This is a genomic window from Allobosea sp. (genome assembly GCF_030695125.1).
Classification (GTDB): domain Bacteria; phylum Pseudomonadota; class Alphaproteobacteria; order Rhizobiales; family Beijerinckiaceae; genus Allobosea.
On the sequence record NZ_JAUYTP010000032.1, the window covers coordinates 113,469 to 137,249 of the forward strand.

At 67.0% G+C, this 23,781-nt stretch carries 22 protein-coding genes; 10 read left to right on the forward strand and 12 right to left on the reverse strand.

Annotated features, from left to right (window positions below; all coding sequences use genetic code 11):
* Positions 1–18: 18 nt before the first annotated feature.
* Positions 19–1,344: a methyl-accepting chemotaxis protein gene (locus Q8S38_RS14150; RefSeq protein WP_305681069.1), complete on the forward strand. Its 1,326-nt coding sequence runs from the start codon at positions 19–21 to the stop codon at positions 1,342–1,344.
* Between the two features lie 65 nt (positions 1,345–1,409).
* The gene (recQ, locus tag Q8S38_RS14155) at positions 1,410–3,248 is read left to right on the forward strand and encodes a DNA helicase RecQ (RefSeq protein ID WP_305681070.1); all 1,839 of its coding nucleotides are present in this window, start codon (positions 1,410–1,412) and stop codon (positions 3,246–3,248) included.
* 4 nt (positions 3,249–3,252) lie between these two features.
* Here recQ and Q8S38_RS14160 read toward each other — a convergent pair whose 3' ends face one another.
* Positions 3,253–3,672, reverse strand: coding sequence for a type II toxin-antitoxin system HicB family antitoxin (locus tag Q8S38_RS14160; protein WP_305681071.1), 420 nt, complete (start codon positions 3,670–3,672; stop codon positions 3,253–3,255).
* On the reverse strand, positions 3,672–3,860 hold the full coding sequence (locus Q8S38_RS14165; RefSeq protein WP_305681072.1) for a type II toxin-antitoxin system HicA family toxin: 189 nt from the start codon (positions 3,858–3,860) through the stop codon (positions 3,672–3,674). Before Q8S38_RS14165 ends, Q8S38_RS14160 begins: the two co-directional genes overlap by 1 nt.
* A gap of 190 nt (positions 3,861–4,050) precedes the next feature.
* Here Q8S38_RS14165 and gyrB point away from each other — a divergent pair, with 190 nt between their 5' ends.
* Complete coding sequence (gene gyrB, locus Q8S38_RS14170) at positions 4,051–6,489, forward strand: DNA topoisomerase (ATP-hydrolyzing) subunit B (protein ID WP_305681073.1); 2,439 nt, start codon at positions 4,051–4,053, stop codon at positions 6,487–6,489.
* Between the two features lie 47 nt (positions 6,490–6,536).
* On the opposite strand, the gene Q8S38_RS14175 is transcribed toward gyrB, so the two are convergent.
* From Q8S38_RS14175 to Q8S38_RS14195, 5 genes are all read right to left on the reverse strand, one after another.
* On the reverse strand, positions 6,537–8,816 hold the full coding sequence (locus tag Q8S38_RS14175) for a methyl-accepting chemotaxis protein (protein WP_305681074.1): 2,280 nt from the start codon (positions 8,814–8,816) through the stop codon (positions 6,537–6,539).
* A 230-nt stretch (positions 8,817–9,046) separates the two neighbouring features.
* Positions 9,047–10,027 carry a glutaminase gene (locus Q8S38_RS14180; RefSeq protein WP_305681075.1) on the reverse strand — a complete coding sequence of 327 codons (981 nt, stop codon included), beginning with the start codon at positions 10,025–10,027 and terminating at the stop codon, positions 9,047–9,049.
* A gap of 89 nt (positions 10,028–10,116) precedes the next feature.
* On the reverse strand, positions 10,117–11,301 hold the full coding sequence (locus tag Q8S38_RS14185; RefSeq protein WP_305681076.1) for a GGDEF domain-containing protein: 1,185 nt from the start codon (positions 11,299–11,301) through the stop codon (positions 10,117–10,119).
* Between the two features lie 143 nt (positions 11,302–11,444).
* A complete protein-coding gene (locus tag Q8S38_RS14190) occupies positions 11,445–12,239 on the reverse strand; it encodes a class I SAM-dependent methyltransferase (RefSeq protein WP_305681077.1) in 795 nt (264 codons plus the stop codon).
* A 188-nt stretch (positions 12,240–12,427) separates the two neighbouring features.
* On the reverse strand, positions 12,428–13,186 hold the full coding sequence (locus Q8S38_RS14195) for a Crp/Fnr family transcriptional regulator (RefSeq protein WP_305681078.1): 759 nt from the start codon (positions 13,184–13,186) through the stop codon (positions 12,428–12,430).
* A gap of 276 nt (positions 13,187–13,462) precedes the next feature.
* Here Q8S38_RS14195 and Q8S38_RS14200 point away from each other — a divergent pair, with 276 nt between their 5' ends.
* The 3 genes from Q8S38_RS14200 (at position 13,463) to Q8S38_RS14210 (ending at position 16,693) form a co-directional block, all read left to right on the forward strand.
* On the forward strand, positions 13,463–15,235 hold the full coding sequence (locus Q8S38_RS14200; RefSeq protein WP_305681079.1) for an ABC transporter ATP-binding protein/permease: 1,773 nt from the start codon (positions 13,463–13,465) through the stop codon (positions 15,233–15,235).
* Between the two features lie 132 nt (positions 15,236–15,367).
* Entirely contained in the window at positions 15,368–15,646 is a 279-nt protein-coding gene (locus tag Q8S38_RS14205) for a hypothetical protein (protein ID WP_305681080.1), read from the forward strand.
* A gap of 171 nt (positions 15,647–15,817) precedes the next feature.
* Positions 15,818–16,693, forward strand: a complete 876-nt coding sequence (locus tag Q8S38_RS14210) for a transglutaminase family protein (RefSeq protein ID WP_305681081.1) — start codon at positions 15,818–15,820, stop codon at positions 16,691–16,693.
* Positions 16,694–16,716: 23 nt separating this feature from the next.
* On the opposite strand, the gene Q8S38_RS14215 is transcribed toward Q8S38_RS14210, so the two are convergent.
* From Q8S38_RS14215 to Q8S38_RS14225, 3 genes are read right to left on the reverse strand one after another with little or no spacing between them, the layout of a single operon-like run.
* Positions 16,717–18,372 (reverse strand): histidine kinase dimerization/phosphoacceptor domain -containing protein, encoded by a 1,656-nt coding sequence (locus Q8S38_RS14215; protein ID WP_305681082.1) that lies wholly within the window; start codon positions 18,370–18,372, stop codon positions 16,717–16,719.
* Positions 18,372–18,932, reverse strand: a complete 561-nt coding sequence (locus Q8S38_RS14220; protein ID WP_305681083.1) for a sigma-70 family RNA polymerase sigma factor — start codon at positions 18,930–18,932, stop codon at positions 18,372–18,374. Before Q8S38_RS14220 ends, Q8S38_RS14215 begins: the two co-directional genes overlap by 1 nt.
* A complete protein-coding gene (locus Q8S38_RS14225) occupies positions 18,919–19,143 on the reverse strand; it encodes a NepR family anti-sigma factor (RefSeq protein WP_305681084.1) in 225 nt (74 codons plus the stop codon). The genes Q8S38_RS14220 and Q8S38_RS14225 overlap by 14 nt, the downstream gene beginning before the upstream one ends.
* Before the next feature lie 212 nt (positions 19,144–19,355).
* On the opposite strand from Q8S38_RS14225, the gene Q8S38_RS14230 reads away from it, so the two are divergent.
* Positions 19,356–20,156 carry a response regulator gene (locus tag Q8S38_RS14230; protein ID WP_305681085.1) on the forward strand — a complete coding sequence of 267 codons (801 nt, stop codon included), beginning with the start codon at positions 19,356–19,358 and terminating at the stop codon, positions 20,154–20,156.
* A 191-nt stretch (positions 20,157–20,347) separates the two neighbouring features.
* Entirely contained in the window at positions 20,348–21,439 is a 1,092-nt protein-coding gene (locus tag Q8S38_RS14235) for an extensin-like domain-containing protein (RefSeq protein ID WP_305681086.1), read from the forward strand.
* Here the strand turns inward: Q8S38_RS14235 and Q8S38_RS14240 are convergent.
* Entirely contained in the window at positions 21,433–21,660 is a 228-nt protein-coding gene (locus Q8S38_RS14240; protein WP_305681087.1) for a hypothetical protein, read from the reverse strand. The genes Q8S38_RS14235 and Q8S38_RS14240 overlap by 7 nt on opposite strands.
* A 122-nt stretch (positions 21,661–21,782) precedes the next feature.
* Here Q8S38_RS14240 and Q8S38_RS14245 point away from each other — a divergent pair, with 122 nt between their 5' ends.
* The gene (locus tag Q8S38_RS14245; protein ID WP_305681088.1) at positions 21,783–22,286 is read left to right on the forward strand and encodes a DUF992 domain-containing protein; all 504 of its coding nucleotides are present in this window, start codon (positions 21,783–21,785) and stop codon (positions 22,284–22,286) included.
* 173 nt (positions 22,287–22,459) lie between these two features.
* Positions 22,460–22,828 carry a response regulator gene (locus Q8S38_RS14250; protein WP_305681089.1) on the forward strand — a complete coding sequence of 123 codons (369 nt, stop codon included), beginning with the start codon at positions 22,460–22,462 and terminating at the stop codon, positions 22,826–22,828.
* A gap of 30 nt (positions 22,829–22,858) precedes the next feature.
* Here the strand turns inward: Q8S38_RS14250 and Q8S38_RS14255 are convergent, their stop codons facing one another.
* On the reverse strand, positions 22,859–23,731 hold the full coding sequence (locus Q8S38_RS14255) for a VOC family protein (RefSeq protein WP_305681090.1): 873 nt from the start codon (positions 23,729–23,731) through the stop codon (positions 22,859–22,861).
* Positions 23,732–23,781: the final 50 nt, after the last annotated feature.

A 23,781-nucleotide genomic window follows, 5' to 3' on the forward strand; every position in this document is an offset into this window, starting at 1 on the left:
GTGTCAAGGCTGGCGACCATGCAGCCCTCCCCGAACATGTTCTCGGCAGCGGAGAAAGAGATTGCGAGCCGCCTGCTTGCATTGCTGTCGCCGCATTTCGATGCGTCGATCGAGACGCTCTACAGCACGACCTTCGGGCGCGACAAGCTCAACCGGGACCGGCAGCTGCACCGCGACGAGCAGGCGAAGTACCGGATGCTGTTTTCGCTGCGCTTCGACGCCGATTACGTTGCCGCCAAGCGCCGCATCGTGAGCCGGGCCAACCAGCACGACATTCTGCTGGCCGACTATCCGCTGTTCTTCCTCGAGGATTTCTCGAATTTCTCGTCGGTCATCGTGAAGGGCTGGAAGCGGCGCTGGGGGTCGATCGACGACGCGCTGCGCGTCTTCTGCAAGCTGATGCTGACCGACATCTCCTATTCGATCGCCCGCTTCGACGAGGCGATCGACCAGCATACCGGCGAGCGCATCCGGCAGGTCGAGCAGGCATTTCGCAACGGCATCGCCGAGCGCATTTCAGCGATAGAGGTCAGCATGAGCGACATTTCCGGCTTTTCGAGCGAGATGTCGGCGAAGGCCAGCGAAACGCTGTCGGCGGTGGCTGAAACCCAGCGCCGGCCCGAGCAGGTCGCCGCCTCCGTTGCCGAAATCGTCTCCGCAACGCGCGCCTTCGGGTTGTCCTGTGCCGAGATCACGGTCGAGACCGCCCAGTCCAGCCGCGCGGCCGACGAGGCCGGCGCCGGTTGCGAGGGGATCGCCAGAAACGTCGCCATGCTTCGGCAGGCAAATGGCCGCATCGGCAACGTGGTCGAGTTGATCCGCAGCCTCGCGGCGCAGACCAACCTGCTGGCGCTGAACGCCACCATCGAGGCGGCGCGCGCCGGCGAGGCCGGGCGCGGCTTTGCGGTGGTCGCCGCCGAGGTCAAGTCGCTGGCGACGGCAACCAACAGCGCGACAGAAACGATCCGCCAGGGCATCGACGAGGTGGTCAGCGCGAGCCTCGCCATCGACGGTGCGGTGGAGCAACTCGGCAGCACGATGCAGGCGATGCAGGCCAGCGCCCGCCTCGTGGCTGCGTCGGCGGCCGGCCAGCACAACCGGATCGAGGCGGTCGCGGCGCAGGCCGAGACCTCGTCGTCGGGCGTCGATGCGATCGCGCGCCACGCGGCGCTGGTCGAGGGGCTGGCCGGGGAGGCTGCGGCGCTCGCCCAGCAGACCGACGAGCGGATCAAGGCGACCTCGCGGCTGGCTCAGGAGCTGGAGCGCTCGATCGCCGTCTTCCTGGGCGAAATCGCGCAGGCCCGCGCCGACCGGCACGGTTCGGTCCTTCGCGATGCGGGTTGAGCCGAACGCTGCGGAATCCATCTGAGGCTTTCCATCCGGTCCGGCCTCGGGCACACCCATGCGCCATGCCGCAGTCCCGCGAATCAGCCGCCCGCGCGATCCTCAAATCCGTTTTCGGCTACGATGATTTCCGTCCCGGCCAATGGGAGGTGATCGAGGCCGCGCTCGCAGGCCGCGATGTCTTCGCGGTTATGCCGACCGGCTCGGGCAAGTCGATGTGCTACCAGCTCCCGGCGCTGGTGGCGGGCGGGCTGACGCTGGTCGTCTCGCCCCTGATCGCGCTGATGCGCGACCAGGTCGGGCAATTGACCCGGGCCGGCGTCGCCGCCGCCTCGCTGAACTCGATGAACAGCGAGAGCGAGGCGAGCGAGGCCTGGGACAAGCTGAATGCGGGCGATCTGCGCCTGCTCTTCGTCTCGCCCGAACGCCTGGCGGGCGAAGGGCTGGTCGGCCGCCTGCGCCGCCTCGGCGTGACCCGACTGGCGATCGACGAAGCCCATTGCGTCTCGCAATGGGGCCATGATTTCCGCCCCGAATACCGCTTGCTCGCCAAGACGCGCGAGGCGCTGGGCGGCGTGCCGGTGACGGCCCTGACCGCGACCGCCGACCGCCAGACGCGCGAGGACATCGCCCAGCAGCTCTTCCCCAAGCCGCCGCATCTGGTGGTGCATTCCTTCGACCGGCCGAGCCTGAAGCTCGCCTTCGCGCCCAAGGACCAGCCGCGCCGCCAGATCGACGAGTTCCTGCGCAGCCATCGCGGCGGCTCGGGCATCGTCTACTGCTCGTCGCGCAACCGCACCGAGAAGCTCGCCGAGGGCCTGCGCGAAAAGGGCTGGAATGCGCTGGCCTATCATGCCGGGCTCGACCAGAGCGTGCGCAACCGCAACCAGGACGTCTTCCTGCAGGAGGACGGCGTCGTCGTCTGCGCCACGATCGCCTTCGGCATGGGCATCAACAAGCCCGATGTCCGCTTCGTCGTCCACGCCGACATGCCCGGTTCGATCGAGAGCTATTACCAGGAGATCGGCCGCGCTGGCCGCGATGGGCTGAACGCCGACACGCTGACGCTCTACGGCATCGACGATATGTCGTTGCGCCGCCGCCAGATCGACGAGAAGGCGATCGACGACGAGCGCCGCCGGATCGAGCACAAGCGCCTCAACGCGATGATCGACCTCTGCGAATCCGCGCTCTGCCGCCGCAGCGCCCTGCTCTCCTATTTTGGCGAGGAGACGCCAAGCTGCCGGCATTCCAATGCGCCGATCCGCTGCGATCTCTGCAGCGCGGATGCGCCAGAGCTCACCGATGCGACGCTCGATGCGCGCAAGCTGCTCTCGGCCGTCGCCCGCTCGGGCCAGCGCTTCGGCGCCGCCCATCTCGCCGACATCCTGACGGGCACCGCGACGGAGGCCGTCCGCCGACAGAACCATGACGGACTCAAGACCTTCGGCGTCGGCCAGGACAAGCCCAAGAGCGCCTGGACGGCGCTGACTCGCAAGCTTTTCGCTGCGGGCGCGCTGGCCGAGGCCAGCCTCGAGCATGGCGGCTTCTGCCTGACGGGGAAAGGCGAGGACATCCTGTTCGGTCGCGAGACCATCGCGCTGCGGGCCGACCCCCATGCCGATCGCCGCGCGCGTCGCGCCGGGCGCGAGGCGGCCCGTGCCGACGGGCTCGACGAAGGCACGGCGGGCCTGTTCGAGCATCTGCGCCAGCTGCGCCTCTCGCTCGCCCGCGAGGAGGGCGTCGCGGCCTACATCATCTTCACCGACCGCACGTTGATCGCCATGGCCCGCGCCAGGCCGGCGGGTCTCGAACAGATGCGCGCGATCGAAGGCGTCGGCGAGCGCAAGCTGACGCAATATGGCGAGGCCTTCCTGGAGGCGATCGCGGGGTTTGCCGAGTAGGCTGTCAGGCCGCTGCCTGAACCTCGATTTCAAAGGTCTTGCCGACGGCGGCCATCGCGGCTTCGATCTGCTCCAGCCGGGACGCATGATCGAGGCGAAACAGGCGATCGACCGATTCACGTTTCCAACCCAGACGGCGGCCGAGTTCGGCCCGCGTGATTCCCGCCGCCCCGACTGCGCGATAGAGTTCGATCTTCAAGGTGGTCAACATCGGCAGGCGGACCAGGATTCCAGCAGGATCGGCCGGTGGGATGTCCTCGCCATCGGCAATCATGCTGGCCAGCGCCGTTTCGATCGCATCCCTGGCGTGACGCAGAGCCTCTTCGCGCGTGTCGCCAAAGCTGACGACCATGGGCAGCGACGGGCAGGTGACGAGCAGGGTGTCATTGTCGTCGGGCGTCAGTTCGACATGATAAGCCAGCATCACTTCAACCCCAGTTGCTTCTTGATGGCGTTGACCAGACCCGTGCCAAGTTCCTTGCGGCCGCCATGCATCGGTATCTCGGACTTGAATGGTCCGCGTCGCACGACGAGATGGCCGGAGCCGCCTCGCTTCGTCTCGAAGGTGCAGCCCTGCGCCGCCAGCCACTTCTTCAGCTCTTGCGCGTTCATCGGGCCTCACAATCGAGCATCCTACCAAATTCAACACTACTGTTGAAGTCAACAGATGTGTGGCGCCGCCTTCGCACGCGCTCTCGCGCACGCACGCGTACACGCGTGAAAAAGCCGCAGTGGGCGGCTATATTCGTGTTACGAATCAAGACGATCGCGGACGCCCGCGCGCCCGCCGAAGGACCACGACATGAACGACGCTGCCCGCGACCTAGAAGACGCCGCCTACGGCGCTGATTCCATCAAGGTTCTCAAAGGCTTGGATGCGGTGCGCAAGCGCCCGGGCATGTATATCGGCGACACTGACGACGGCTCCGGCCTGCACCACATGGTCTATGAGGTCGTCGACAACGCCATCGACGAGGCGCTGGCCGGCCATGCCGACATCGTCACGGTGACGCTGAACGCCGACGGTTCGGTGACCGTCACCGACAATGGTCGCGGCATCCCCACCAATATCCACACCGAAGAGGGCATCTCGGCGGCCGAGGTCATCATGACCCAGCTCCATGCCGGCGGTAAGTTCGACCAGAACTCCTACAAGGTCTCCGGCGGCCTGCATGGCGTCGGCGTCTCCGTCGTGAACGCGCTCTCGGTCTCGCTGAAGCTGCGCATCTGGCGCGGCGGCAACGAGCATTTCATGGAGTTCCGCCATGGCGACGCGGTCGCGCCGCTCGCGGTCGTCGGGCCGGCCGGCGACAAGCGCGGCACGGAGGTGACCTTCACCCCGTCCCAAGAAACCTTCACGATGATCGAGTTCGACTACAAGACACTCGAACATCGCCTGCGCGAGCTCGCCTTCCTCAATTCCGGCGTCCGCATCATCCTGACCGACGCCCGCCGGGCCGAGGTGGTGCGCGAGGAGCTGATGTATGAGGGCGGCGTCGAGGCCTTCGTGCGCTATCTCGACCGCGCCAAGACGCCGGTCATCAGCCAGCCGGTGATGCTGAGCAATGAAAAGGACGGCATTACCGTCGATGTCGCGCTGTGGTGGAACGACTCCTACCATGAGAACGTGCTCTGCTTCACCAACAACATCCCGCAGCGCGACGGCGGCACCCATCTCGCCGGTTTCCGCGCCGCGCTGACGCGCCAGGTTACGGGCTATGCCGAAAGCTCCGGCATCTCCAAGAAGGAGAAGGTCTCGCTCACAGGCGACGATTGCCGCGAGGGCCTGACCGCGATCGTCTCGGTCAAGGTGCCCGATCCGAAATTCTCCTCCCAGACCAAGGACAAGCTGGTCTCCTCCGAGGTCCGCCCCGTCGTCGAGAACGTCGTCAACCAGGCGCTCTCGACCTGGCTCGAGGAGCACCCCAACGAGGCAAAAATCATCGTCGGCAAGGTTGCCGAGGCTGCGGCCGCCCGCGAGGCCGACCGCAAGGCGCGCGATCGCACCCGCCGCAAGGGTGCGCTCGACATCGCCTCGCTGCCGGGCAAGCTCGCGGACTGCCAGGAGCGCGACCCGGCCAAGTCCGAACTCTTCATCGTCGAGGGTGACTCGGCCGGCGGCTCGGCCAAGCAGGGCCGGGCGCGTGAATACCAGGCGGTCCTGCCGCTGCGCGGCAAGATCCTCAACGTCGAGCGGGCGCGCTTCGACAAGATGCTCTCCTCCGAGCAGGTCGGCACGCTGATCACGGCGCTCGGCGCCGGCATCGGCCGCGAGGAGTTCAACATCGAGAAGCTGCGCTACCACAAGATCATCATCATGACCGACGCGGACGTGGACGGCTCCCATATCCGCACCCTGCTTTTGACCTTCTTCTACCGGCAGATGCCGGAGGTGATCGAGCGCGGCCATCTCTTCATCGCCCAGCCGCCGCTCTACAAGGCGGCCCGCGGCAAGAGCCATGTCTACCTCAAGGACGAGCGCGCGCTGGAGGATTACCTCGTCGAGACGGCGCTCGATGGCGCGGTCTTCAAGACCAGCGCCGGCGACACACGAAACGTCATCGAGCGCGGCGGCGCGGATCTGCGCGCGCTGATCGAGGAGGCCCGCGGCATCCGCTTCACGCTGGGACAGCTGCATTCGCGCTATGACCGACGCGTGGTCGAGCAGATGGCGATCGCCGGTGCGCTGCATCCCGTCTCCGAAGACAACGAGGCCAAGGCCAGTGAGGCGGCCGCTCAGGTCGCCCGGCGTCTCGATGCGATCTCCGACGAACTCGAGCGCGGCTGGGAGGGCAAGGTCAGCGAGGGCAGCTTCCTGTTCTCGCGCATGGTGCGCGGCGTGAAGCAGGTCGCGGCGATCGATGCCGGACTTCTGGCCAGCGCCGAGGCCCGCAAGCTCGACGCCGCGGCGGCCTCGCTGCAGGAGGCCTATGCCAAGCCCGGCGTGCTCAGCCGCAAGGGCGACGACCATGTCGTCAACGGCCCGACCGACCTGTTCGACGCGGTCACCGCCATCGGCAAGAAGGGCGTCTCGCTGCAGCGCTACAAGGGACTCGGCGAGATGAACCCCGAGCAGCTCTGGGAGACGACGCTGGACCGCGACGTCCGCTCGCTGCTGCGGGTCAAGAACGACCAGAACGACGAGGCCGACGATCTCTTCGTCAAGCTGATGGGCGATGTCGTCGAGCCCCGGCGCGAATTCATACAGACCAACGCGCTCAACGCCACCGTCGATACCTGATGCGTGACAACACCTGACGCCTTTGGGGCGTCAGGTGCAGGGGGCCGTCAGGCGGCGCGGCGGGTGTTGCCGTGCTGCGGATAAGCGCGGACGGCGCTTGCGCCCTCCGGCCCGGTCTTGAAGGCGGCGACGAGGTCGTTGAGCTGGCCGATGCGGCCCGAGAGCGAGCCGGCCGAGGCCGCGCTCTGTTCCGACAGCGCGGCGTTCTGCTGCGTCATCTCGTCGAGATGCGCGACCGCCTGGCTCATCTCGTCGATGCCCGAGGCCTGTTCGCCCGACGCGGCAGAAATCTCCGCGATGGTGGCGGCGACCTTCTGCGAGGCGGACAGGATCTGGCTGAGCGCCTCGCCGGCCTGACGCACGAGCTTGACGCCCTCGCCGACCTCGCTGTTGGACGAGGAGATCAGCGCCGAGATGTCCTTGGCGGCCGAACTCGAACGCTGCGCGAGTGTACGGACTTCCGAGGCCACCACCGCGAAGCCCTTGCCGGCATCGCCGGCTCGCGCCGCTTCCACCGCCGCGTTCAGCGCCAGCAGGTTGGTCTGGAAGGCGATGTCGTCGATGACGCGGATGATGTCGGAGATCTTGGTCGAGGCGGTCTCGATGCGGGCCATGGCGTCGACCGCCTGGCCGGCGATCGCGCCGCCGTCCTTCGCGGCCTCCATGGCCTCCGTGGCGATCGCCGCCGCATTCCGCGAGGCCTGGGCGGTGGCCTTCACCGACGCCGCGAGCTCCTCGGTCGTGGCGGCGGTCTCTTCCAGGCTTGAGGCCTGCTCTTCGGTGCGCTTGGAGAGATCATCGGCGCCCGTATTGATCTCGCGGGCGGCGAGCCCGACATCGGCCGAGGTCACCTGGATCGTGCGCACGGTCGAGGACAGCCGGTCGACCGTCTCGTTGATCGCGCTCTTCAGCTCGGCAAACTTGCCGCGATAGGCCGAATCCACCCGCACCGTCAGGTCGCCGCCGGCCACCGCCGAAAGCGCAGACGCGAACTCGGTCGTGGCCGAATCGACCACCGCATTGATCTCGTTGATGCCAGAGACGAGGTCGCCCAGCGGGCCGCCGACATCCCCAACGGCGGCCCGCCCGGAGAAGTCGCCGTTCTGCGCGGCGCTGACGATGAGGGAGACCTCGCCGAGCAGCTTCTGGACATTGGCCGCCTGCTGGCTGTCGGCCAGCATGGCGAGCTCACGATCGCGCCGGCTCGCCTCGAGCGACAGCGCGTTTTCGCGATAGGCTTCGAGTGCGCCGCTCAGCGCGCCGATCTCGTCGGGCGAGGCGGGCTTGGGGATCGGCTGCGAGAAATCGCCAGCCTGCATGACGTCGAGCGCGGATTTCAGGGCCACGACCGGCTTGGCGATGCGGCGCTGCACGCCGCGCCAGCTCACGATGCAGACCGCCATCAGCGTGGCCAGGAGAGCGGCGATGATGGCCAGCTGGGCCCAGGCGGCATCCAGCTTGTCCTGCGTCGCGCTCGCCATGTCGTCGAGCGACTGGGTGATGGCCGAAAGCATCGCCGTGAACGGGCCGTTGCACAGGCGGGTCCAGTCCTCGGCCGAGATCAGCGGGGCGGTGCCCTGGCCGAGCTTGCCGGTGAGGCCATCCATCGCCTTGTTGGCGGCGTCCATCTCGGCGCCCATCACGCCGGTCTTGCGCAAGAGCTCCGCGCCGATGCCGCTGCGCTGGCTCATCTGCCGCAACTGCTCCATGCTCGATTCGGCGACGCCGCGCAGCTCGCCCAGCCGGCGGATCTGCGCCGGTTCGAGGGCCTTGCCGGAGGCCATGTGCGGCCGCAGGACCGAACACTGGATGCCGTAGCTGGAACGGGCGCGCCAGCCGGTCGCCTTGAAGTTCTGCAGATCGGCCATGATCGGATCCGACAGGCGCACGGCGAGCGAGGTGGCGTCGGCCGCCTTGACCAGCGCCGTCTCGATGTCGCCGACGCCGTTGTACCACGGCATTGTCGCCTGGAGGCTGCGCTGGGCCTTGGGCTTGCTCGCCTCTGCCCGCAGATCTGCGAATTTGGCGTCGGTGGCCTTCTGCTGGCTCGCCACGGCTTCAGCCAGGGCGGCGCGGTTGGCCAGCGAGGTCGCCGCGAGTCGTGCCACGGCCTCGTCCAGGTCCTTGCGGTTGGCCTCCTGAACCTTGGTGATGATCGGGGTCGGGTCGTCGGCCGCCTGGATCGCGGTCTGCGCCTGGCCGCGATTGGCGCGAATGCTGTTGCCGGCGATCAGAAGCGCCTTGTCGGCTTCGACGAGGCTGGCCAGCCGCATGTTTTCGCGCACATCGGCAAAGGATTGGCTGGCCATATACGTCAGGGCACCCACGCCGGGGATGCATAGACACGCCATGGTTGCAACGAGGTAATGCTTGATCGAAGCGGGGAAGAGCTGCACAGCCACCATCCTGGGTCGTATCGGCCATTGTTCGCGACAGGGTCGCAACGGTCATCTTTTCAGAGCATTCTGGACTGCAGCTTGCGCCATGATGATTAAGATTTGCTGATTGCCTGAAACAGCACGGTAATCTTAAGCATCGGCCTGCAACCGCCTTTGGGTCAGGCTTCCGCGAAGACTGACCAGCCCGTGGCGTCGGCGAGGCGCTCGAGCGCCAGAGTGCCCAGTTGGGAATTGCCGCTGGCGTTGAGCCCGGGCGACCAGACCGCGATCGAGGCTTTTCCCGGCGCGATCGCCAAAATCCCGCCGCCTACGCCTGATTTGCCCGGCAGGCCGACGCGAAAGGCGAAGTCGCCCGAGGCGTCGTAATGGCCGCAGGTCAGCATCAGCGCATTGATCCGGCGGGCGCGGCGGGCCGGCACGATCCGCGCGCCGCCCGGCGCGTGCAGCCCGCCATGCATCAGGAAGCGCCCGGCCATGGCGAGCTGCCGGCAGCTCATGGCAATGGCGCATTGGTGAAAATAGACGCCGAGCGTCAACTCGGGCGCATGCCGGATGGTGCCGAAGGCCTTCATGTAGTTGGCGAGCGCGATGTTGCGGAAGCCCGTCGCCTGCTCGGCGCGTGCCACGATCTCGTCGATCACGATGGACTCGTCGTCGGCAAGATGGCGTACGAAGCGCAGCAATTCGCCGATCGCGACGCGCGGCGCGTGGCCGGCGAGGTTGATGTCGGCCACGACCAGCGCGCCGGCATTGATGAACGGGTTGCGCGGGATGCCCTGCTCGCGTTCGAGTTGGACGATCGAGTTGAACGGGGTGCCCGAGGGTTCGCGGCCGACGCGCGACCAGAGCGCCTCTCCAACTTTGCCGAGCGCCTGCGTGAGCGCAAACACCTTGGAGATGCTCTGGATCGAGAAGGGTTCGAGCGCATCGCCCGCCAGATGGATTGCGCCGTCGGCGGTCACCACGCAGAGGCCGAACCGGCCGGGGTCGATCGCAGCCAGAGGCGGGATGTAGGTCGCGACCTCGCCCCGCTCCGGCAGGTCCGCCATCTCCCGGGCGATGTCGCCAACCAGGCGCGCCAGATCCGTCACGCGTCTCGGTCTCCGGTGGCGCGGTCGCAAGCGTGCCCCAGCGCTCATGGGCGGTCACGCCAGGAGAATGTCAGAAAGAAGGCCCTCGTGACGCATCACGAGCATGCCATGCCGGGCGGGCGTCGTGATCCCCAACCCTATGCGGTTTGCGCGCAGGTGTCCAAAGGTGTCACCGGCGTCGGTTTCGGCAGTGCGGCGATCACGCAGCGCGACTTGCCGCCCGATTTGGCCTGGTAGAGCGCTGCATCGGCGGCGCTCATCAGGCTTTCCATGTCGAGCCCGTGATCGGGCGCGCGGGCGATCCCGATCGAGGCCCCGATCGTCACCGTGACGCCCTCGTCGAGGACATAAGGCAAGGAGATCTCGCGGATCAGGCGCTCGCCCAGACGTTTGAGCGGGCCGCTTCCGGGTTGCTCCGACAGCACGATGAACTCGTCGCCGCCGATGCGCGCAACCAGATCGCCGCTGCGCACGAGGCGGCGCAGGCGCTCTGAGACAAGCTGGAGAAGCCGGTCGCCGGCGACATGGCCGTGCGTGTCGTTGACCGCCTTGAACCCGTCGAGATCGAGATAGATCAGCGCTACGGCGCCATCCTGCCGCGCGAGGCTGGCGTTGAGCGCCCGCGTCAGCCCGACGCGGTTCGACAGGCCCGTCAGGACGTCGTGCCGGGCTTGGAAGGCGTGCGCCCGTTCCGCCTGCATCGTCGAAACAAGCATCGCGTTGAGACCGAACGATGCCCGCAACATGCTGTAGATGTAGAATGGGAGCTGGATCAGGCCGATTAGCATGATCGGCTCGTTCATGAAGGGCGTCGCGAGGGTGCAGGGGCCCAGCGTCAGGATGATCATCAGCCCCGCCATGCGCGGCGCGCCGAAATTGCGAAAACAGGTGCCGCCGACCATGGCCGTCGCCGAAAGGCATGCCAGGGTCGCCACGACCCAGTCGCCGCTGAGCAGGCTGATGAACGCGCCGAAGCCGACGCCCGCGGCCCAGGCGACGCCGAGCAGGATGTAGAGATCGGTGGGTGTCTCCTGCTGCCGGGCGGCCCGACGCCGGGCGATCATCAAGACGGCTGTGCGTGCCAGGCAGCACAGGATGTCGAAGGCGCACCAGAGGATGAACGGCCAGGTCGGGATGCGCAGCGCAATCAGCACCGAGACGGCGATGGTGTTGACCACGCCCGCGCCGAAGATCGGCAGCGTTCCGAACAGCCCGCCGATGAGGGCGACACGGATATCGGTCGGCACCTCGGAGCCGGCATCGGTCAGCCAGCGCGTCGCGCGCCATCTCGGCAGGCTGAAACGAAGCGTCTCGCCTTGCATGCGCGTCTTTCCCCAATGACGAGCGCCTGGCCGCCGATGATCTGGTGATAGACCGCCAACCGTTACAATTAAGTTGGTTTCTTTGCAGATAATCGCTGAGGATCGCCCAGGGCCGAGGGGGCTGCGCGCGATGGCAGTCGCCTTCAGACCGCCTGGCGATAGACCCAGACGCGCGCCGGGGGGATGTTGCGCAGCACCCAGTCCGAGACAAAGGCCTTCAGGCCCGAGCCCTTGCGGGGAACGGGCGAAACCACCGAGTAGGTGAATTGGATGAAGGGCGCGCTGTCGACGAGCAGAGTGAACGCGTCCTTCGCCAAGGCGCTGCGCATTGCCGGTGGCTGGTTGAACAAGGGCAGGCTCGACACGACCGCGATCGCCTTGTCCTGCAGATGCCCCGCGAGCGTCGTCGAGAGCGCATAGGCGTCCCCCTCGACGATGGTGGCGCGCGGAAAGCGCTGGCGCAGCAAGGTGCAGAATTCAGGGCTGTATTCGACCAGGATCAGCCGGTCCTCGCTGATGCCGCGTTCGATCAGCGCTTCCGTCACCGGCCCGGTTCCCGGGCCGATCTCGATCACCGGGCCGGGCAGGGCGGGGTCCACGAAGGACGCCATGCGCCGGGCCAGCGCCGGGCTCGACGGCGTCACCGAGCCGGTGCGGGACGGGTTGTCGATCCAGGATTTGATGAAGCGAGCCTCGTCGCCGAGCTTCGCGCGGGCTTCGCTGACCCGTGAGCGGAACTTCTGCGTCTTGCTGCGGACCTCGTCCTCCACCTTGTAGCGCACGGTCGCGACCTTGAGGCGGGCCTGCGCGACGCTGTCGACGAGGTCGGCAGCTGTCACCCGCACCTCGTCCTCGATCCGCGAGGCGACGCGGGACTGCCCGAGACGGGCTGCCAGCGAACGCCCCTGCGGGGAACGGCGAGACGGGGTGAGCGACATGAGGCCTCTGACATCGGCCCGAAAGGCACGACCTTGGTGGAAAGCAAACGTTAACTGCGCGTCATATGGGGTCAAGTCGCATCGCCAGCCAAGTGCTTATGAGTACGAAGACGCCGAATCCGCACAAGTCGTGGCTGGCGCTGGCATTTTTTGCGTTTCCGGTGGGGTCCAGGCGCGCGCGCAGGGCTTCAGATCAGCGGTCGGGGCGCGACCTCCCGCTCATAGAGCAGCGCCATCCGGGAGGTCAGGCGCGGATTGAGGAGCCTCAGGCGACCCTCGTGGATCGCAAACAGGCCCGCCTTGCGCAGGCGCGACCAGGTCTTGCTGGTATGGACCAGCGACAGCCCGAGCGCATCGGCGAGCTGCTGCTGCGAGAGGGGAAAGCGGAAACTCTCATCCGCCACGAGTCCAAGCGCTTCCGCCCGCCGGTACAGCGAGATCACCAGCGCGGCGATCCGCTCCCCGGCGTTGCGCTGGCCGACGGATGTCAGATTCTGGTCGATCAGGCTCTCCTCGCGTGAACCGAGCCAGGCGATTTCGTAGGAGAGGCTCGGCATCTGGACGAACAGATCCCAGACGCGTCGTCGCGGGAAGACGCAGAGCTCGACCTCGGTCAGCGCCTCGATGCCATGCTGGGCAGCGCTCAGCAGCGAGGCCTGAAGCCCGACGAGGTCGCCCGGCAGCAGGAAGTTCAGGATCTGGCGGCGACCGTCCGGCAGCAGCTGGTAGCGGAAGGCCCAGCCTGAAAACAGCGTATAGAGTTCCGCATCCTCCTGCCCGGGATGGATGATGTCGGCGCCGGCAGGCATCTGGCGATGTTCGATCTTCATCGATTGGATGAAGCGGATTTCCGCATCGTTTTTGTCTTTGAAGGCGGGTTTCAGGCGCAACGGGCAGGCCAGGCAGGGCACGCCGGTTTTGCCGTTGGGGAGGGCGCTGTCCGTCATCGTCTCGCTCGATCTCCCGGAGCGGGGCCGGTGCATGCGGAGCACCGTCATCCTCTCCATATCGAATTGGGCGGTTTTGTCATGAGCCGATCGCGGTATAGCCGGTATGGGCGGGAACCGTTGTCCCCTCTGAACGTTACGGCAGCAGCCGCAAAGGCCATCGACCGCGTGCGGCCGTGTCCGTGCAGCCTGCCCTTGCTCGCTTGACGACACGGCCGTCATCGCCGGAGAGACCTTTCCATGCCTCATAAGACGCGCGTCCCCAGACGGTCGCGCATGCGCCGCTTCTTTGCCCTGGCCCTCCCTTTCTGGAGTGGCCCGACGAAGCTGCGCGCCTGGGGGCTGACGGTGACCGTCCTGGCCTTCGTCGCAGCCCAGATCGCCACGGCCGTCGGCGTCAACACCTGGAATCGTCTGTTTTTCGATGCGCTCGAAAAGCGCGATGTCGCGGCGGCCTGGAGCATCGCAGCCTGGCTCCCGCTGCTGGTTGCGGTCTCGGCGGCGACATTGTCGGCGCTGGTGATCAGCCGCATGCTGCTTCAGGCGCGCTGGCGCGAATATCTGACGCTGCGCCTCGCCGGCTGGTGGATCGCCGACCAGCGCTACTACCGGCTGCAATTCGTCGCCAAAGAGCAGGCGGCGCCGGAGTTCCGCATCGCCGAGGATGTGCGCCTCGCCATCGAACCGCTCGTGGAATTCGCGATCGGGCTGATCAGCGCGGCCGTCACGGCGGCGACATTCGCGGCCATCCTGTGGCATGTCGCTGGCTCGGCCCGCTTCACCCTGGGCGGCGTCGAGGTGGTCATCCCAAGCTACATGGCGCTAGCCGCGATCGGCTACGCCGTGGTCGCCTCGCTGGCGGCGTATTTCGCCGGCCGGCCGCTGGTGTCGCGGATCGCCGCCAAGAACGAGGCCGAGGCGCAGTTCCGCGCCGAGATGACGCGGCTGCGTGAGAATGCCGAGAGCATCGCGCTGATCCGCGGCGATGCCGACGAGCGCGGCTCGGTCGGTGACAATTACGGCCGGGTCCTGGCCGCCTGGCTGCGGGTGATCCGCCAACAGGGCGTCATCGCCATCGTGCTGAACACCAATGGCGCGCTGTTCCCGATCGTGCCGCTGCTGCTGATCGCGCCGAAATATCTGGCGGGCGATGTCTCGCTGGGCGCGGTGATGCAGGTCGTGGCTGCCTTCAGCGCGGTCCAGGCGGCGCTGATCTGGTTCGTCGACAACTTCGTCCGGCTGGCGGAATGGTTTGCCTCGGTGACCCGCGTCGACGAATTGCAGGAGGCGCTGGAAGGCCTCGACATCGGCACCATCATGGAAGGCGAGACGCGCATCTCGCTGGAGGAAAGCGAGGACGGCGCCATTCATCTCGACCGGCTCTCGATCGCCCACAGCAATGGCAGGGCGGTCATCACCGACGCATCGGTCGTGATCGGCCTCGGCGAGAAGGTGCTGATCGTCGGCGAGAGCGGCACCGGCAAGAGCACCCTGATCCGCGCGCTCGCCGGCCTCTGGCCCTGGGGCTCGGGGTCGATCGCCGTTCCCCGCGGCAAGTCGATCGCCTTCGTTCCGCAAAAGCCCTATCTGCCGATCGGCAGCCTCCGGACGGTCCTGCTCTATCCGGAGGCCGACAAGCCGGTGCCCGACGAGGTCGTGGTCGCGGCCTTGCGGCGCTGCGGCCTGAGCTACCTCGCCAAGCGCCTCGACGACGAGGACAAGTGGGATCGCATCCTGTCGGGCGGCGAGCGCCAGCGGGTCGCCTTCGCGCGGCTGGTCATCCAGCGGCCCGACATCATCATCATGGACGAGGCCACCTCGGCCCTCGATGAAGACAGCCAGAATGCGCTGCTCGGCCTGTTCGAAGCCGAACTCGCCCATGCCACGCTGATCAGCGTCGGTCACCGCCCGGGTCTGGAGGAATACCATGACCGCAAGATCACCCTCGAGAAGCGCCTTGCGGGCGCGCATCTGACTTCGCGCCGTCTCGGCAAGTCGCTCTGGCGCCTGTTCAAGGGTCGGTTGGCCGATAATGACGAAACCACCTGACGCCGACGCTCGCGCCGATGTGATGACCAAGCGACGCGCGCTCCGCCTGAGCACGGAACCCGTCCGTTATCTTCGCGTTAACATCCCGTAAGCCGGCCAGTGTCGTCCGGCCAAGGCGTCGGGAGAAACAGAATGTTGAACAACAGCCTTGCCCCCATCAAGCGCGCCGGCCTGTTCTTCGGTTTCATGGGCGCCGCCGTGTTCGCCCTGACCCTCGGCTCCGGCCTGCAGGACACCCAGGGCACCAGTTCCGCCGCGGTGGCCCAGGCCAAGATCGAGCGCCAGGTGCCGACCGACGCGCGACTCGCTGCCGTCGATCCCGCGCAGCGCAGCGTCGATGTCACGCGGCGTGCCATCGCCGGCTCGCAGCAGGCGATGCTTCCCGCCGCCGGGCGCGTCATCCTGCGCTGAGGCTCACGGCCTCCCACCGGATTCTCGTACCGGAACTTTCAGGCCCCTTCCGGGTTCAACCGATGGCGCTTCCCTCGCGCCATGACTTGCAAGCCGCCTCCGGGCGGCTTGTTTTTGTCTCGCACCAAGCCGTTGATCAAGACGCCAGCCCGACCGGCTCCGGAAAACCCCATGTATCTCCGCATTCGCCACTCCACCACCTACCGTTATGGCGGGCCGGTGACGTTCGGGCCGCATCGCCTGATGCTGCGGCCGCGTGACAGCTTCGATCTGCGCGTGGTCGATACAGCCTTGTCGATCTCGCCGTCGGCACGCCTGCGCTGGATGCACGACGCCTATGGCAATTCCGTCGCGATCGCCAATTTCGAGAAGCCCGCCGACACGCTCGACATCGTCAGCGAGTTGGTGGTCCAGCGCTTCGGCTCCGCCTTGCCGCGCACCGAGATCGAGACGACGGGGATGACCGGAGTGGTTTACACGGAGGGCGAGCGCGCCGTCCTGCAGCCCTATCTCGATCATGCCGCGGCCGATCCCGATCATCTGCTCGATCAGTGGCTGGCTGATTTCAGGGCGCGCATCGGCCAGGGCACCGGCCATCTTCTGCGCGATCTCGCCCAGGCCATCTCGGTTGGACTGACCTATGCACTGCGCTACGACGAGGGAACGCAGCACCCCGCCGACACGCTGCGCCAGCGATCGGGGTCTTGCCGGGATTATGCCTGGCTCTTCATCGAGCTGGCGCGTCGCATGGGCTTCGCGGCCCGCTTCGTGACGGGTTACATCCATGACCGGACCCCGAATTCTGCGGGCCTGGTCTCGACGGTCGGCCTGACGCATGCCTGGGCCGATGTCTTCATCCCCGGAGACGGTTGGGTGGAATTCGACCCGACCAACAACCTCGTCGCCGACCGGCAGTTGCTGCGCGTCGCCGTCGCGCGCGTCCCCGAAGACGCGTCGCCCGTTTCCGGCAGCTTTACCGGCCTGGCCGGTTCCTTCCTGGGGCTGGGTGTCGGCGTGACGATCGAGACCATCGACGCTCCGGCGTGATGCGAGTGGCGCGCCGCGCCGCTTCAGGCGCCGTGGCGGATCCGCCAGCTGCCGAGCCTGCGGCCCTGGGCCTGTTCCACCTGAACCGCCTCGATCTGCGCGACGAGCCCTGCAAAAATCTTCGGCGGCTCGGTCGGTGCGATCTCGCGATCGGCCTCGAGCGCCACTTCGAGCGTGGCCTCGTCGACATCGCTGACGATGATCGTGACGCTGACCCCAGGGGTGCTGCGCAGCACGCGGGAGGCCACGTCCACCACCAGGAAGCCGAGCGGGATGACCCGATCGACCGAGAGCGTGGCCTTGGTGTTGAGGCGGCTGGAAACCCACTGGTCGCGATTGCGGACGAGATTGGTGATCATCGTCACGACGTCTTCGATGAAGAGATCGACCCGCACCGGCTGCATCTCGCCATCCGCGAGCGTGAAGCGATAGGCCGCCGACAGGACATGCACGCGGGTTTCGGCGTCGGCCAGCGCCAGCCTTGCCTCGTCGCGGTAGTCGCGCTTGGTCAGCCCGATATAGCTCTGCACGACCTGCAGGCTGTTCTTCACGCGGTGATGCAGCTCCCGTACGAGGAAACGGTTGTCGTCGAGCGCCGTCTGCAGGCGCCGCTGGCGGACCTCCTGTTCGTCGACCATGGTGTTGAAGGCCTCTGCGACGCTGCGCATGTCGCTTGGCATCTCGTCGGCGATCGGGGCCCTGGCCTGGGGTTGCTGGGTCGAGCGGGCGCGCGCCGCCGCTTCGATGCCGCGCAGCCAGCGGATGCAATGCTGGTCGATCGCCCGCAGATAGACCAGGCCGAGCAGGACCAGGGTCAGGATCGGTGCGATCAGCAGCGCCATGAACTGCATGCGGGCCGCGGCCTCTGGCGCCTGGCTGAAGCTCGCAATGACGTACAGGTCGGGCTCCGTCACCAGTCGCGCGGCGTAGGAGCGGCCTATTCCAGCGCGGCTGAACGCTTCCCAGCGCTGGCCATCGCTGGGGAAGGCCTGCTGCTCGGGCAACCATGAGACATCGTCGGTTCCGTGCTCGCCGCGGTGCATGACCACGGCTTCGCCACGTGAAACCAGCGCGACGTTGACGCCGTCGGCACTGCCGCCGAGTTCGAAGACCTGGTCGAGCAGGTCGGGGTCGGCGAGCAGCAATCCGTCCTGCAGGAGCCCGTCGTTCATCGGTCCGACCTGGCTGACGAGATGGTCTCGGCCACCGAGCACGACCCGGTCGAAGCGCGCGGCCGGCAGGCCCTTCAGCGACCGGCTCACGGACCGTGGCAATTTGGCCAAGCGTCCGGCGATGCTGGCCATGTCGGCCTCGGTCACGCCGGAATCCACCGACGCGAAACAGATTCGGCCCTCGCCGAGCACGAAGCGGACGGCCCGGTAGCCGGGAATGCGCGCCAGCATGTCCCGGGCCTGGACCTCGCAAGCGGTGCCCTGCGTGCCGCTGCCCGCAATCACGGAGCCTGCCGCGAGCACGGTTCGGAGCGCGCCGCGGTGCCACACCCGCGTGCGAACGGCGAAGTCATCGGCCGTCCGGGACTGGGCGATCTCGATCGCGGCGATCACCCTGTGATAGGTCGTGAGCGCCGCCAGCGCCGTCACGCAGGCGATCGGCAGCGCGATCGCCACCAACAAAGCGAGAAGCCGCCCCCGAACGGTGGGAAAGCGCGAGAGGTGCATCAGGGCCCGACGATTTCGGAGCCGACCCTTTGCATCGCCGCGGCGCTCTTGCGGTCCGGCCCGAGGTCTTCGAGGCCCCCGATGGAGAGCAGTTCGGCCAGTTTCGTTCGCGCCCGGTTGACCCGGCTCTTGATCGTGCCGATCGCGACGCCGCAGATTTCGGCCGTCTCCTCATAGGACAGGCCCGTGGCCCCGACCATGATCAGGACCTCGCGCTGCTCCTCCGGCAGCTTGGCGAGCGCCTTGCGGAAATCGGCGAGGTCGAGGTGGCTTTCCTGATTGCCGGGCGTCGCCATGCGCTCGGCATAAGTGCCTTCGCTGTCCTGCACTTCGCGGCCGCGCTTGCGGTAGAGCGAGTAATAGGTGTTGCGCAGGATGGTGAAGAGCCAGGCCCGCAGGCTCGTGCCCGGCTCGAACTTCTCGGAATTGCCCCACGCCTTCAGAAGGGTGTCCTGAACCAGATCGTCGGCGAGCTGCATCGACCCCGACAAGGACGCCGCGAAGGCGCGCAGGTTCGGGATTTCCTTGATGAGGCCGTCCTTGAAATCAGTTGAGCTCATCGGTCGATGCTCCGGCAGCGCGATGTTCGGTAGCCTCGAGCTGGGCGAGCAGCACCAGAAACTTGTCCGGTACGGGGGCGTTTACGATGTCGTCGTAATGCGCCTTCAGGGAGCGGCCGATCGATTCCTGGACCCTGGGATCCAGCATGACCTCGGGCTCGAAGTCGGCTCCATCATCGGGCGCAGCCGCCGCTGAATCCGTCATGTTCATCTCAGCCCTCATGCCAAAAAAGGGCCGCTTTTCCAGCTGGTCCCCGGTGACGCAAACATCCGGTCGAACACCCCCAACCGGCGATTTCCGACACTCGTACTCCCCTTAAACAGGCGTTCCCACAAAAGGTTCCGGTTCGAACGAAAAATAAAATGCTTGTCACGGCGGGCTTTGCGGTGCTCATTTCCGGCACGTTTAAAGAGGACGTTTTCATGTCGATTGCCAAGGAAATTGCGCCACATCTGCCTTATTTGAGGCGATTTGCTCGCGCCTTGACCGGTACCCAGAGTGGTGGCGATGCCTATGTCGTGGCCATGCTGGAGGCGCTGGTGCTCGACCCCTCGACCTTCCCGCGCGATGTCGATCCGCGGATCGGCCTCTACAGGACCTTCCTGGGCCTGTGGTCGTCGGTTGGTTTGAACACAGCCGATCCAGGCGCGCCGGTGACGCTGAACCGCTCATCTGTGGAGCGCAACCTCGAGGCGCTGACGCCGCGTCCGCGCCAGGCCTTCCTGCTGCGGACCGTGGAAGGCTTCTCGATCGACGAAGTTGGCGCCATCATCGGCGTTTCGGCGGCCGAGGCAGCCGCTCTCGTCCAGACGGCCGGCCAGGAGATTGCCGAGCAGGTCGCCACCGACGTGCTCATCATCGAGGATGAGCCGATCATCGCGCTCGACATCGAAACCATGGTCGAGGAACTCGGCCATACGGTCACCGGCGTTGCCCGCACCCAGCGCGAGGCGATCGCGCTCGTAGCCAAGAAGCGCCCCGGTCTGGTGCTGGCCGACATCCAGCTCGCCGATGGCAGCTCGGGCCTCGATGCAGTCAACGAGATCCTCGCGACGATCGACGTGCCGGTGATCTTCATCACCGCCTATCCGGAGCGCCTCCTGACCGGCGATCGTCCGGAGCCCGCATTCCTGATCACCAAGCCGTTCCAGCCCGAGGCGGTCAAGGCGGCGATCAGCCAGGCCTTGTTCTTCGACCGTCGGGCCGGTCGCAAGGCCGCCTGAGCTTCGGCTTCCGCGTTTGTCACGAGCCCGCGACGCCCGCCGTCGCGGGCTTTTGCATGTCCGGGTGAGACGCCGCGGCCGACAAGGATGCGGCGTCTCACCGGGGTTCAGTCATCGAGCGGACACGGCGCGCGGAACAAGCCGCGTCGACGGGCGTTCGAACCGGCGACGGATGGGCTCGGCCCGGGTGCTTGCCCGGCATCGAGGGAGGTTCAAGCCATGGCTATGACTTCGATCGCCGCCTGGATCGCCGCCGCTTCGATCGGCGCCGCCTTGTTTGGTGGCCTTGTCCCCCATGGGACCATGATCGCCGAGGTTTTGTCGATCGCCTTGGCTGGAGTGACGGCACTCGCCGTGACCGCCGCGTCGGCGGTCGACATCTGACCGTCGCGGCCAACCCAGAGAAGGTGCATGGGCGTCTGCCGATGGCGAGCGCTCTGGTCCTGACGCTGACGCTGTCGCTGTCGTCTGCCGAAGGATGGGCGTCGCCCCACCGCGACGCCGCGCCGCGTCACGGGCAGGCCAGCCGCGCCTCCGCCGACAGCGCGCTGGTCCTTCTCTTGCCGCCGCGGCGCCCGGCCGAACTGTCGCTGCCACGCGTCGATCCACCAGAGATTCCAGCGCCGTCGGCCACCCCGGACACCGCTCCGGATGGCGCGGTAACGCCGCCCGAGACACCGCCGCCGGGCGAAACGAGGCCTGCCGCTCCAGCCACCTCGGGCTGCATCGCGTCGCTCATGGCCGCTTACGGCACCGCTGTACGCGCCGTGACGATCCCGCCGACGAAGGATTCCGCCTGCACCGTGGTCGAGCCGGTCGAGGTCGAAGCGATCAGCATCGGCCCCGGCCGCCAGCGGATTGCGCTGCTGCCCCCGGTGACGCTGAGCTGCACCATGGCGCTCGCGGTGGCCAAATGGCTGGAGATCAGCGTCCAGCCGCTCGCCAAAGGCTATTTTTCGCAGGACCTGACGTCCTTGCGGGTCGGGGGCGGGCACGAATGCCGGCGTCGCAACCGGGCCGCCAACGGGCCGTTGAGCGAGCATTCCACCGGCCAGGCGCTCGACATCTTCGCCATCATGGTCGGGGCCGGCAAGGCGGCAGGAACCATCGTCGTCGAGAAGCCCGAAGGCCCGGGCCATGGCGCGTTCTTGGACGCGCTGCGGCAGTCGGCCTGCGGCGCTTTCATGACCAGCCTGGGACCCGGCTCCGATGCCGCCCACGCCAACCATCTGCACATCGACATCCAGCCACGGAGGGCGGCGTCGAGCCGCTTCTGTCAGTGAATCTCGACGGTCGAAGGGCGCGCCGTGGCGTCCGGAACGCGGCCAACGATGCGGCCGGTCAACCCGTACTCGCGGCAAAACCGCCGCGCGGCCAAGACATCCAGCGCCAGCTCGCGCGCCAACCCGGCCTGGATGAGCTTTTCCAGCTCCCAGAACTGTGGCGCGTCGCCCGTCGAGCGGGAACGAGACGCGATGTGGGCAGATCCCGAAATCCGGCTCACGACGGCAACCCTCTTTCTGTGACGGGACACTCAACGCGGCAGATGTTAACCAGTTCCAGCTTGCGCGGAACTGTGCCCGCCCTGAGGCGTTTGAAGGTCAGATTCATGTCAGGAGCTTTCCGATGACCACGCGTTGTTCCAGGCCCGTTCTTGCAGCTGTTGTCGCTGCAGCCGGCCTTCTGGTTTCCAGCCTTCCCTCATCCGCGCAGTCCGGCGCTCCTGCGGGCCGCCTGACCTGCAACGTCGGAGCCGGGATCGGCCTGGTCGTGACGTCGCAGCGCCCGATGAACTGCACCTTCTCGCCGCGCCGCGGCCCGGCTCAGCGCTATGTCGGTGTGGTCCGCAATTTCGGCCTGGATCTCGGCACGATCCGCGCCAGCACCATGTCCTGGCGTGTCTATGGTCCCTATGCCCGAGCTCCGCTCGGCGCGCTCGCGGGCCGGTACGGTGGCGCCACCGCCGGAGCCTCAGCTGGCGTGGGCGGCAGCGCGAACCTGCTCGTCGGCGGCGACAACAACGCGGTCACGCTGCAGCCGCTCTCGCTGCAGGGCTCGCGGGGCGTCAACGTTGCGCTGGGCGTGACGGGCTTCGAGCTGACGCTGGTGCGGCCCGCTCGGCGTCGTTGAGGACGGCCGGATTTTCAGGCTTACCGTTCCGGTAACCTTGATCGTTCAAATTGAGGTGAATGGGATGATCGTTGAGGTTGCCGCGACCTCGGCCCAGGAACCTTAGCCGGCGCTTTGACGTTGTCCCTGCGATAACGTCATGCGTTGGCAGAGTAGAGGAGGAGCGGGAGGTCATGTCTGATATCCGCATCCTGATTGTTGAAGATGATCCGTTCATCGCCATGGACATCGAATCCGCCGTTGCCGAGCAGTTCGGCGCTGCGGCGGAACTGATCGTGGTCGATTCCGTCACGCAGGCGCAGCGCGCGGCAGCCGCAGAGCTGTCCTGCGCCCTGCTCGACATCGACGTGGTCGGCGGCAAGACGTTCGAAGTCGCCGAGCGTCTCCTGCAGAGGGGGACGCCCTTCGCGTTCGTCTCGGGTTCGACCCCGTCGGATGTGCCTGAACCCCTGCGAAAGGTGCGTTTCCTGCGCAAGCCGTTCTCGACCCGCGAGATCGCCAGTTTCGTATCGACCGCAGTGGCACGGCCCGCCGCACCCTAGACAGCACGCGGCCAGCCTGTCGGCGCGCGACTAACGCAGCGTCAGCACTAGGCGGTTGCCCCAGGGGTCGGCAATGCTCACTCCCGAGGCGAGATCAGTCCCACCCCCGGCGAGCATTCGGGCCCGCATCGCATCAAAGCTCATCGGGTCGCGGGCGATGATCTCGAAATGGTCGAGCCCCGCCTCGCCGGTCTGGCGCGGTCCAGCACTGCGACTTTGCCAGACATTGCCGGCGATATGATGGTGATAGCCACCGCTCGCCAGGAAGCTCGCGCCCGGATAGCGCACCATCAATTCGAAGCCGAGCATATCCCCATAGAAGCGCTCCGTCGCCGCCGTATCCCCGACGCGCAGATGGACATGGCCCATGCGCGTCCCGCTCGCGAGACCGGAGAAGCGGCCTGGCCGGGCCTCGCCCAGCAGCGCCCTCAGATCGAGGCGATCGGTCGCCATCTGGATCGCGCCGGCCCGCCGTGGCCATTCGGCGCGCGGTCGGTCGCGATAGATCTCGATGCCGTTGCCTTCCGGATCGGACAGGTAGATCGCCTCGCTGACGAGGTGATCCGATGCGCCTTCCAGCGGAAGCTGCATGGCGGTGGCGTGGGCAAGCCAGTCGGCCAGCGCGCTCCGACTCGGTAGCAGGATCGCCAGGTGAAACAGCCCCGCCGGCGATGTCGGCCGCGTGGCGCCCTGTTCCAGCCGGACCAGAACCTCGCCGTCGACGCCCAGCGTCGCAAAAGCAGCCCCCTGCTCGATGACGGCGAGCCCGATGCCGTCCCGGTAGAAGGTGGTCAGTCCGGCGAGGTCGAGCACGCGCAGCGTCACCGCGCCGATGCAGAACGGCGCGTCGCGCGCCTCCAGCGCAGCAGGCGGGGTGGATGTGTTGTCAGCGACCGTGACCATGGCAGCCCTCTCCGTCGTCCGCGGCCCTCTGCCGCCTCAACGACACATGG

What these genes read in the sequence shown, in the direction of transcription:
- Q8S38_RS14150 (WP_305681069.1), top strand. Translation starts at nt 19, where the DNA reads ATGCAGCCCTCCCCGAACATGTTCTCGGCAGCGGAGAAAGAGATTGCG.
- recQ (WP_305681070.1), top strand. Translation starts at nt 1,410, where the DNA reads ATGCCGCAGTCCCGCGAATCAGCCGCCCGCGCGATCCTCAAATCCGTT.
- Q8S38_RS14160 (WP_305681071.1), bottom strand. Translation starts at nt 3,672, where the DNA reads ATGCTGGCTTATCATGTCGAACTGACGCCCGACGACAATGACACCCTG.
- Q8S38_RS14165 (WP_305681072.1), bottom strand. Translation starts at nt 3,860, where the DNA reads ATGAACGCGCAAGAGCTGAAGAAGTGGCTGGCGGCGCAGGGCTGCACC.
- gyrB (WP_305681073.1), top strand. Translation starts at nt 4,051, where the DNA reads ATGAACGACGCTGCCCGCGACCTAGAAGACGCCGCCTACGGCGCTGAT.
- Q8S38_RS14180 (WP_305681075.1), bottom strand. Translation starts at nt 10,027, where the DNA reads ATGAGCGCTGGGGCACGCTTGCGACCGCGCCACCGGAGACCGAGACGC.
- Q8S38_RS14185 (WP_305681076.1), bottom strand. Translation starts at nt 11,301, where the DNA reads ATGCAAGGCGAGACGCTTCGTTTCAGCCTGCCGAGATGGCGCGCGACG.
- Q8S38_RS14190 (WP_305681077.1), bottom strand. Translation starts at nt 12,239, where the DNA reads ATGTCGCTCACCCCGTCTCGCCGTTCCCCGCAGGGGCGTTCGCTGGCA.
- Q8S38_RS14195 (WP_305681078.1), bottom strand. Translation starts at nt 13,186, where the DNA reads ATGACGGACAGCGCCCTCCCCAACGGCAAAACCGGCGTGCCCTGCCTG.
- Q8S38_RS14200 (WP_305681079.1), top strand. Translation starts at nt 13,463, where the DNA reads ATGCGCCGCTTCTTTGCCCTGGCCCTCCCTTTCTGGAGTGGCCCGACG.
- Q8S38_RS14205 (WP_305681080.1), top strand. Translation starts at nt 15,368, where the DNA reads ATGTTGAACAACAGCCTTGCCCCCATCAAGCGCGCCGGCCTGTTCTTC.
- Q8S38_RS14210 (WP_305681081.1), top strand. Translation starts at nt 15,818, where the DNA reads ATGTATCTCCGCATTCGCCACTCCACCACCTACCGTTATGGCGGGCCG.
- Q8S38_RS14215 (WP_305681082.1), bottom strand. Translation starts at nt 18,372, where the DNA reads ATGCACCTCTCGCGCTTTCCCACCGTTCGGGGGCGGCTTCTCGCTTTG.
- Q8S38_RS14220 (WP_305681083.1), bottom strand. Translation starts at nt 18,932, where the DNA reads ATGAGCTCAACTGATTTCAAGGACGGCCTCATCAAGGAAATCCCGAAC.
- Q8S38_RS14225 (WP_305681084.1), bottom strand. Translation starts at nt 19,143, where the DNA reads ATGAACATGACGGATTCAGCGGCGGCTGCGCCCGATGATGGAGCCGAC.
- Q8S38_RS14230 (WP_305681085.1), top strand. Translation starts at nt 19,356, where the DNA reads ATGTCGATTGCCAAGGAAATTGCGCCACATCTGCCTTATTTGAGGCGA.
- Q8S38_RS14245 (WP_305681088.1), top strand. Translation starts at nt 21,783, where the DNA reads ATGACCACGCGTTGTTCCAGGCCCGTTCTTGCAGCTGTTGTCGCTGCA.
- Q8S38_RS14250 (WP_305681089.1), top strand. Translation starts at nt 22,460, where the DNA reads ATGTCTGATATCCGCATCCTGATTGTTGAAGATGATCCGTTCATCGCC.
- Q8S38_RS14255 (WP_305681090.1), bottom strand. Translation starts at nt 23,731, where the DNA reads ATGGTCACGGTCGCTGACAACACATCCACCCCGCCTGCTGCGCTGGAG.